This is a genomic window from Corallococcus sp. AB049A (assembly GCF_003668885.1).
In the GTDB taxonomy this organism is placed as follows: Bacteria; Myxococcota; Myxococcia; order Myxococcales; family Myxococcaceae; genus Corallococcus; species Corallococcus interemptor.
Genome location: NZ_RAWL01000655.1, coordinates 1 through 3,134, shown reverse-complemented (window position 1 = coordinate 3,134; position 3,134 = coordinate 1). Strand labels below are relative to the sequence as shown.

Genomic DNA, 3,134 nt, shown 5'->3' with positions numbered 1-3,134 from the left:
ATTCTGGAGCGCCCCGGATGGGGCGGGCGTGCCAATCCGGAGCAGCCCCGCGCCGTGGCGGATTCCTGGTAGACCCCGGGGCCATGCCGGCGATTGCGTTCTGCACCATCAAGGGTGGGGTGGGGAAGACGACCCTGTGTTCGCACGTGGCGGCGGCGCTGGCGGACGCGGGCCGCCGGGTGCTGCTGTTGGACCTGGATCCGCAGGCGCATGCGTCGCTGGTGCTGGGCCTGGAGACGCGCGAGGGCCCGTGCGTGGCGGACGCCTTCGGGCCGCGGCCGAAGCACAAGCTGGATGAGATTGTCGTGGCGTCTCCCAAGCGGCCGGGGTTGTTCATCGCGCCGGGGGCCCCGCGCATGGCGGCGCTGGAGCGCGAGCTGTTCGGCTGGGGGCACCGGCTGCAGGCGATTCCGCGCGCGCTGAAGACGCTGTCGTGGACGCCGGACGTCATCGTCGTGGACACGCCGCCGAGCATCGGAGCGTTCACGGAGGCGGTGCTGTGCTTCGCGGACGTGGTGGTGGCGCCGGTGCCCACGGGCGCGTTCGCGCTGCAGGGCCTGGGTGAAATCGAGACCGCGTGGCGCGACGTGCGCGAGGAGGGCGGCCAGCTGGTGGCGGCCGTGAACCTGTGGGACCGGCGCACGCCCGCGACCAACGAGGCGATGGAGGAGGCGCTGAAGGACGTGACGGTGCCGGTGCTGAAGGCACGCATCCCGCGCTCGGAGGCCATCAACCAGGCGGGGCTGGGCTACGAGGTGGTGTTCGACGTGAGCCCTAACGCGGCGGGCGCGGAGGAGCTGCGCGCCATGGCCCGCGAGCTGTCGAAGCTCGCGGGGCTGCGCTGATCAACCCATGGTGCCGACCCTCAGGGGCCCGGCGCGCCGGTAGGTGAGCAGCGCCACTCCCTTGGGCGTGATCCGGGACGCGGTGAGCTGCAGCATGCGGGGCTGCGTTCCCTCTCCGAAGAGGCGCCGGCCGCTGCCGATCGTCACGGGGATGACGTGCAGGTGCAGCACGTCCACCAGGTCATGCTTGAGCAGGGTCTGCAGCAGGCCGCCGCTGCCATGCACCTGCAGCTCGCGGCCGGGGGAGGCCTTGAGCCGGCGCACCGCCTCCACCGTGTCTCCCTCCAGCAGCGTCGAGTTCGCCCACTCCACGCGGCGCAGCGTGGTGGACGCCACGTACTTGGGCAGCCGGTTGAGCGGCCCGGCGATGGGGTCGTTCGGGTCGGTCATGCGCGGCCAGTAGCTGGAGAAGATGTCGTACGTCCCGCGCCCGAGCAGGAATGCGTCCGCCCGGCTGAAGATGTCCACGACGTGCGCGCCGAGTTCTTCGCTGGAATGGGGCTGCACCCAGCCACCATGGGTGAAGCCGCCGCTCCGGTCCTCGTCCGGGCCTCCCGGGGCCTGCACCACTCCGTCCAGCGTCACGAACTCCGTTGCCGTCAGCTCCATGGTCGCATCCGTCCCTTCCGGGGCATCCGTTCGCCCGTTCAAAGGTGCGACGAATGGGTCCGGCGAGGATCGACACGCCGGTGTTTTTTCCGGGACTCAGGGCGTGGGCAGGCCGGGGGCGAGCACCGAGCGAACGTTGACGTCGGTGAAGCCCGTGCCCCAGACGGCGTTGACCTCCTGGGCGATGAAGGCGGCGCCCGGCTGGAGCGTCCCCAGCGAGGGCTCGAACATCACCACGCGCGGATCGGTGAGCTCCAGCAGGCGGGGCACCACGTCGCTCACGTCGCGGCCCTGCGCCTGGGCGGCGTGCACGCCCTGCAGCCACGCGCGCACGGTGCCCTGGGCGTGCGGGACGTAGAGGGGCTGGTCCGCCGCGCCCAGCGCCACCATGAGGTGCCCCACGCTCATCGTGATGACAGGCCCGCCGTGCGCGGTGAGCAGCGGCCCGTGGTCCGGCGGCAGGGTGTTCCAGTCCACGGTCGTGAGGTTCTGCAGGTACAGGGGCGTGAAGCGCCGCGGGGCCTGGGAGACGAGCGCGCGTGTGTGTTCCACGGGGATGAGGGTGTCCCAGTCGTCGTGGAGGATGAGGAAGGGCGTCTGGACGGTGCTGGCCAGGTGGGCGGCGGTCCAGCGCGTGTAGTCCGTGCCGGGGGTGGTGGGGTCGCCGCCGGTGGTGGCGTGGATGCGGCGGAAGTAGGGCTCGAAGAACTGCTGGTAGCGCGTGCGCAGGTCCGGGTTGCTCACGCGCGACGGCACGACGCGGCTCACGTAGTCCACCTCCGCGGCGAAGTCGGACAGCGGGGCCAGGGCGACGCCCACGGCGGGCACCACCGTGGAGGGGGCATCCGCCGCCGCGTAGAGCGCCTCGTAGCCGCCCCAGGAGCCACCGAAGACGCCGATGCGCTTCGTGTCCACGTTGGGGGCCTGGGCCAGGAAGCGCATGCCGGCGTTCATGTCGTCGCGGTCGTTCTGGAGGTCTCCGCCCGCGTAGAAGCGGCCGAAGACGGCGAGCACGCCGAAGTCATGGACCAGGTAGATGAACGCCTCGTTCGCGATGATCTCCGGCGTGGTGGGCGTGAACGCGATGGGCGAGGAGCCCGGCCCATGGTGTGGCTCGCTGTCGTCCGGGTGGATGCCGGCGCCGCGCGCGGCCCACTTCGCGTCCACGGCCTCGCCGGTCCAGGCGATGCCGTCATAGGGCTTGGTGAGCATCACGATGGGGGACACGCCGGGCTTCCGGGGCGGGAACCACTGCGCATAGGAGGGGGCGCGGCCGGGCACCTCCAGCTTGAGCAGCTGGTAGGGCCACGTCTGGCCCGCGGCGTTCAACTCACCGGAGCCAAGCCGGGTCACCTGGAGCGCCGAGGGTTCCGCCGGTGTTTCGTCCGGGGTCTGGCAGCTGTTGGTGGACGGGCTGGCGTTGCTGCAGCACGCGGTGGGGAAGGTGCCCAGGAGGCAGAGGGCCAGGAGCGTGGTCGGGAACAGGCGCATGCCGCAGCAGACACCGCGCCTGGGAAATTCTGAAAGCCTCCGCGTTCCTTTCCGGACGAGGATGCAGCCCATGGACTACCAGGCGGTGCTGGCGGAGGTCTGGGACGGGGTGCGGCCGGTGCTGGGGCAGGGCCGCGTGGCGACGTACATCCCGGCGTTGGCGGCGGTGGACCCGCGCCGGTTCGGCAT

Annotated in this window: 3 protein-coding genes; 1 reads left to right on the top strand and 2 read right to left on the bottom strand. The window is 71.5% G+C overall.

Features of this window, described 5'->3' with window-relative positions; all coding sequences use genetic code 11:
* Nucleotides 1-83 precede the first annotated feature (83 nt).
* The gene (locus tag D7X55_RS37855) at nt 84-845 is read left to right on the top strand and encodes a ParA family protein (protein WP_120552444.1); all 762 of its coding nucleotides are present in this window, start codon (nt 84-86) and stop codon (nt 843-845) included.
* On the opposite strand, the gene D7X55_RS37850 is transcribed toward D7X55_RS37855, so the two are convergent.
* Both D7X55_RS37850 and D7X55_RS37845 read right to left on the bottom strand, forming a co-directional pair.
* On the bottom strand, nt 846-1,454 hold the full coding sequence (locus D7X55_RS37850) for a dihydrofolate reductase family protein (protein ID WP_120552445.1): 609 nt from the start codon (nt 1,452-1,454) through the stop codon (nt 846-848).
* A 96-nt stretch (nt 1,455-1,550) separates the two neighbouring features.
* The gene (locus D7X55_RS37845; RefSeq protein ID WP_121725572.1) at nt 1,551-2,945 is read right to left on the bottom strand and encodes a S9 family peptidase; all 1,395 of its coding nucleotides are present in this window, start codon (nt 2,943-2,945) and stop codon (nt 1,551-1,553) included.
* Nucleotides 2,946-3,134: the final 189 nt, after the last annotated feature.

Coding starts and splice junctions, on each gene's coding strand:
- D7X55_RS37855 (WP_120552444.1), top strand. CDS start 84: ATGCCGGCGATTGCGTTCTGCACCATCAAGGGTGGGGTGGGGAAGACG.
- D7X55_RS37850 (WP_120552445.1), bottom strand. CDS start 1,454: ATGGAGCTGACGGCAACGGAGTTCGTGACGCTGGACGGAGTGGTGCAG.
- D7X55_RS37845 (WP_121725572.1), bottom strand. CDS start 2,945: ATGCGCCTGTTCCCGACCACGCTCCTGGCCCTCTGCCTCCTGGGCACC.